This is a genomic window from Streptomyces sp. BE303 (assembly GCF_036290945.1).
Taxonomy (GTDB): domain Bacteria; phylum Actinomycetota; class Actinomycetes; order Streptomycetales; family Streptomycetaceae; genus Kitasatospora.
On record NZ_JAQYWZ010000431.1, the window covers coordinates 1 to 5,435 of the forward strand.

1 protein-coding gene and 1 pseudogene are annotated in these 5,435 nt (G+C 75.4%); both read right to left on the reverse strand.

Annotated elements, in window-relative coordinates; genetic code table 11:
* Positions 1-4,340, reverse strand: a pseudogene (locus PUR56_RS08660) (SDR family NAD(P)-dependent oxidoreductase); the annotation flags it as partial.
* A 53-nt stretch (positions 4,341-4,393) separates the two neighbouring features.
* On the reverse strand, positions 4,394-5,435 hold a 1,042-nt coding region (locus PUR56_RS08665; protein WP_329948449.1), incomplete at its 5' end, for a KR domain-containing protein.

Here is a 5,435-nt window from a genome sequence, read left to right on the forward strand (position 1 = left end):
CTGCCCTCCGTCGCGGCGGCGAGGTTGCGCGCGGCGTCGACCTTGACCCGGAACACCGTGTCGAGGCGCTCGGGCGTCAGATCGGCGAGGAGGGCGTCGTCCAGCACACCGGCGGCGTGGATCACCGCGGTCACCGGCTCGTCCCGCAGCGCTGCGGCGACCGCTTCCGCGTCCGCCACGTCACAGGCCACCGCCCGCACACGGGCCGAAGCGAGCTCCTCGACGAGTCCCGCATCCCCACCGGAACGGGACAGCAACAGCAGATCACGAACACCGTGGTTCTCGACCAGGTGCCGGGCCACCAGGCCACCGAGCGTGCCGGTCGCACCGGTCACGACGACCGTGCCGTCACCGAACTCCACCGGAGCGGACGCGGAACCCGACAGGCGCACCAGACGCGGCACAGTGACCACGCCCTCGCGAACGACGGCCTGCGGCAGCGGATAGAACACGTCCTCAGCCGCGTCCACCAAGTGGAGCCGGTCCGGATGCTCAGCCTGCGCCGACCGCACCAGACCCCACAACGCGGCACCGTCCGCATCGGTGATCTCCGCGCCCGCCGCACCGAACGTCCGCACCACCAGGCGCGAATCCGACCACGCCGCGTCGGCCAGCCACGACTGGAGCAGCACCAGCAACCGGGCCGCCCGCTCCCGGGCCGCACCCGCCGCCGTCGCATCCACCAACAGCACCGGCACCGGCACCGGCAGCGCGTCACCGAGACGGATCACCGCACCCGGCACCTCGGCCGCCACCTCCTGCGAGGCCCACTCCACCGCGTAGAGCAGCCGCTCGGCCGCTCCGCCGCCCAACTGGCCGGCCGCGACCGGCCGCAGGGTGAGCCGGTCGACCCGGGCGACCGGCAGGCCGGTCGGGTCCGCCAGGTCGAGTCCCACCGTGTCGGTGCCGCTCCGGGCCGTCAGCCGCACCCGCAGCGAGGTACCGGCGGCCGGGGCGAACCGGTGGACCCCGGAGAACGCGAACGGCAGCCGCAGCCCGTCACCGGACAGCAGCGCCGCCGGGCCGATCGCGTGCAGGACCGCGTCGAACAGCGCCGGGTGCAGCCCGAATCCGTCGTCCGGCGCGTCGGTCCGCACCTCGGCGAACACCTCCTCGCCGCGCCGCCACAGCCGGCGCAGGCCCCGGAAGGCCGGCCCGTAGTCGAGGCCGGCGTCCGCGAACGCCTCGTACAGCCCGGCCAACGGCAGCTCCTCGGCTCCGGCCGGCGGCCAGTCGACCAGGTCGGCGTCGACGTCGGCGGCTTCGGCGGCGGAGAGGACACCGGTGGCGTGCAGGACCCACGGCTCGCCGTCGTCCGCGCGGGAGTGGATCGTGACCGGGCGTCGGCCGTCCTCCTCGGTCACGGTGAGCCGGAGGGTCACCGTGCCGCGCTCGGACAGGGTCAGTGGCGCCTGGAGCAGGAGTTCGTCCAGCGCCGGCGCGCCGGCGCGTTCGCCGGCGGCGAGCGCCAGCTCGACCAGCGCGGTGCCCGGCAGCACGGCGCGGCCCAGCACGGTGTGCTCGGCCAGCCAGGGCTGGGTGGCCGCGGTGAGCATTCCGGTGAGGACCACCGTGGCGGTGTCCGGGAGGTCGACCGCGGCACCGAGCAGCGGATGACCGGTCGGGTCCAGGCCGAGGCCGTGGGCGTCGCCGCCACCGGGGCGCGGGCGGGGCCAGAGCCGGCGGTGGGTGAACGGGTAGGTCGGCAGGTCCGCCCGGCCCGCCCCGCCGACGACCGACCGCCAGTCGACGTCGGCGCCGTCGACGAACAGCGTGGCGACCGAGGTCAGGAGGGTCAGCGGCTCGGTGTGCCCGCGGCGCAGCGCCGGCACGGCCAGCAGCCCGGCATCCGTCTCCTGGACCAGGGTGGTGAGCACCGCGTCGGGCCCCACCTCCAGGACCCGGGTGACCCCCTGGGCGGCGAGTGCGTGGACGGCGTCGGCGAAACGGACCGGGCGACGGACCTGGTCGACCCAGTAGTCGGGGTCGGTCCATTCGCCCCCGGCGACCGCCGCACCGGTGACGGTGGAGACCGCGGCCACCCTCGGCTCGGCGAACGTCAGCCCGGCGGCCTCCTTCGCGAAGTCGGCGAGCACCGGCTCCATGAGCCGGGAGTGGAAGGCGTGGCTGGTCCGCAGGCGGCCGGTCTTCCAGCCGCGCTCGGCGGCGGCCGTCGCGGCCCGCTCGATCGCGGCGTCCGATCCGGAGAGCACGACCGCGCGGGGCCCGTTGACGGCCGCCACGTCGATGTCCCCGCACGCCGCCCGGACGTCGGCCTCGGCGGCGCGCACCGTGAGCATCCCGCCCCCGGCCGGCAGGGCCTGCATCAGCCGACCGCGTGCGGTGACCAGCCGGGCCGCGTCGGCCAGGGTGAGGACCCCGGCCACGTGGGCGGCGGTGATCTCGCCGACCGAGTGTCCGGCGACCACGTCCGGCCTGATGCCCCAGTGCTCCAGCAGGGCCGCCAGCGCGACCTCGACGGCGAAGAGTGCGGGCTGCGCCGTCCCGGTCCGGTGGATCCCCTCCTCGTCGTCGAGCAGGTCGTGGGCGGGCAGGCCGAGCGCGGCGCACACGGCGTCGAACGCGGCCGCGTACACCGGGAACGCCGTGTAGAGCTCGCGGCCCATGCCGACCCGCTGGGCGCCCTGGCCGGTGAAGACGAGGGCGAGCCGGCCGGGGCGTGCGGTGCCCCGGACGGTGCCGCCCTCGGACAGCGCGGCCGCCAGCGCGGGCCGGTCCGGGCCGAGGGCGACGGCCCGGTGCGGCAACCGGGACCGGTCGGCGAGCGTACGGGCGACCGCGCCCGGCTGCACGTCCGGACGATCGGTGAGGAACGCGGCCAGTCGGCGGGCCTGGGCGTCCAGCGCGATCTCGTCGGCCGCCGCGAGGACGACCGGGACGACGGGGACGACCGGGGCCGCGGGGGTGGCCGGCGGAGGCGTGTCGGCCGGGGCGGCGGCCGGCTCGGTGGCCGGGGCGGCTTCGAGGATGACGTGGGCGTTGGTGCCGCTGATCCCGAACGAGGACACCGCCGCCCGGCGCGGCCGACCGGTCGCGGGCCAGTCACGCGCCTCGGTCAGCAGCTCCACCGAGCCCGCCGACCAGTCCACGTGCGACGACGGCTCATCCACGTGCAGCGTGCCGGGCAGCACGCCGTGCCGCATCGACTCCACCATCTTGATGATGCCGGCCACACCCGCCGCCGCCTGCGTGTGCCCGAGGTTCGACTTCACCGAACCCAGCCACAACGGCTCGTTCTCCGCACGGTCCTGGCCGTAGGTCGCCAGGAGGGCCTGGGCCTCGATCGGGTCGCCCAGCGGCGTGCCCGTGCCGTGGGCCTCCACCACGTCCACGTCGCCGGTGCCGAGCCGTGCGTTGGCCAGCGCCTGGCGGATCACCCGCTGCTGCGAGGGCCCGTTCGGGGCGGTCAGGCCGTTCGACGCGCCGTCGGAGTTCACGGCACTCCCCCGGACGACCGCGAGGACCGGGTGGCCCAGGCGCTGCGCGTCCGAGAGCCGCTCCACGAGCAGCATGCCGACACCCTCGCCCCAGCCGGTGCCGTCCGCCCCCTCGGCGAACGACTTGCACCGGCCGTCGGGCGCCAGGCCGCGCTGGCGCGAGAACCCGATGAACGTGTTCGGGGTCGCCATCACGGTGACGCCCCCGGCGAGCGCCAGCTCGCACTCCCGGTTCCGCAGCGCCTGCACCGCCAGGTGCAGGGCGACCAGGGAGGAGGAACACGCGGTGTCGACGGTGAGTGTCGGCCCCTCCAGACCGAAGGTGTAGGCGACCCGGCCGGACGCGATGCTCCCGCCGGTGCCCAGGAATCCCTCGGCCGCCTCCGCCGAGTTGCCCATCACCAGCGCGTAGTCGTTGTACATGACGCCCGCGAACACACCGGTCCGCGAGCCACGCAGCCCCAGCGGGTCGATCCCGGCCCGCTCGAACGCCTCCCACGACGTCTCCAGCAGCAGCCGGTGCTGCGGGTCCATCGCCAGCGCCTCGCGCGGCGAGATCCCGAACACCGTCGGGTCGAAGTCGGCGGCCCCGGACAGGAATCCGCCGTCCCGGGAGTACGACGTACCCGGGTGGTCGGGGTCGGGGTGGTAGAGGTTCTCCACGTCCCAGCCACGATCGGTCGGGAACGTCCCGATCGCGTCCCGGCCCGCGGCCACCAGCTCCCACAGGTCCTCGGGCGAACCGATCCCGCCGGGGAACCGGCAGGCCGTCCCGACGATCGCGATCGGCTCGGACGCGGCCTGCTCGGCCCCGCGGAGCTGCTCCCGGGTGTCGTGGAGCTCGGCGGTGACTCGTTTGAGGAAGTAACGCAGCCGATCCTCGGGGACCCGGCCTGGCTCGCTCATGTGCTGTTGCCTCTCGTTGCTGCGGCGGGTCAGGAGATTCCGAATTCCTTGCCGATCAGGTCGAACATCTCGTCGTCGGTGGCGGCTTCCAACTCGTCGACGAGGACGGCGCCGCCGGTGCCGCCGGTCGGCACCGTGTCCGCGCCCTGCCAGGCGGCGAGCAGGCCGTGCAGCCTGGCGGTCACCCGCGACCGCTCGTCGTCACCGGCCGACGCCGCCTGCAACCCCTTTTCGAGCCGGTCGAGTTCGGCCAGGAGGGCCGCCACCGAGGAGACCGTGGCGGGCCTGAGCCGCTCGGCGAGGTGAGCGGCGAGAGCGGCGGTGTTCGGGTAGTCGAAGACCAGCGTGGACGGCAGTCGCAGGCCCGTCACGGCCATCAGGCGGTTGCGCAGGTCGACCGCGATGAGCGAGTCGAAGCCCAGCTCGCTGAACGGCCGCGCGACCGGGACGGCGGCGCCGGAGTCGTACCCCAGCACGGCCGCAACCTGACCCTGGACGGCTTCGAGCACGATCCGGTCCTGGTCCTCGGCGGGCAGGCCCTCCAGGCGCCGGCCCAGTGCCGGCCCCGCCGACACGTCCCGGCGGCTACGCGGTGCGCGGACCAACCCGGCCAGCAGCGGGGGCAGCAGGCCGACCTCGGCCGCCTGGCCGAGCGCGGCCGGGTCGAGGGCGAGCGGGGCGACCAGCGGCTCGCCGGTGCCGAGCGCGGCGTCGAGCGCGGCGAGGCCCTGTTCCGCCGTGAGCGGCAGGACACCGCCGCGCCGCATCCGCTCCCGGTCGGCGTCGGTGAGGGACTCGCCCATCCCCGCGTCCCACAGGCCCCAGGCGAGGGAGGTCGCGGGGACTCCCCGCGCGCGCAGCTGGGTCGCGTAGGCGTCCAGGAAGGCGTTGGCCGCGGCGTAGTTACCCTGACCGGCGTTGCCGAACAGACCGGCCGCCGAGGAGTAGAGGACGAAGGCGCTGAGCGTCCTGCCCTCCGTCGCGGCGGCGAGGTTGCGCGCGGCGTCGACCTTGACCCGGAACACCGTGTCGAGGCGCTCGGGCGTCAGATCGGCGAGGAGGGCGTCGTCC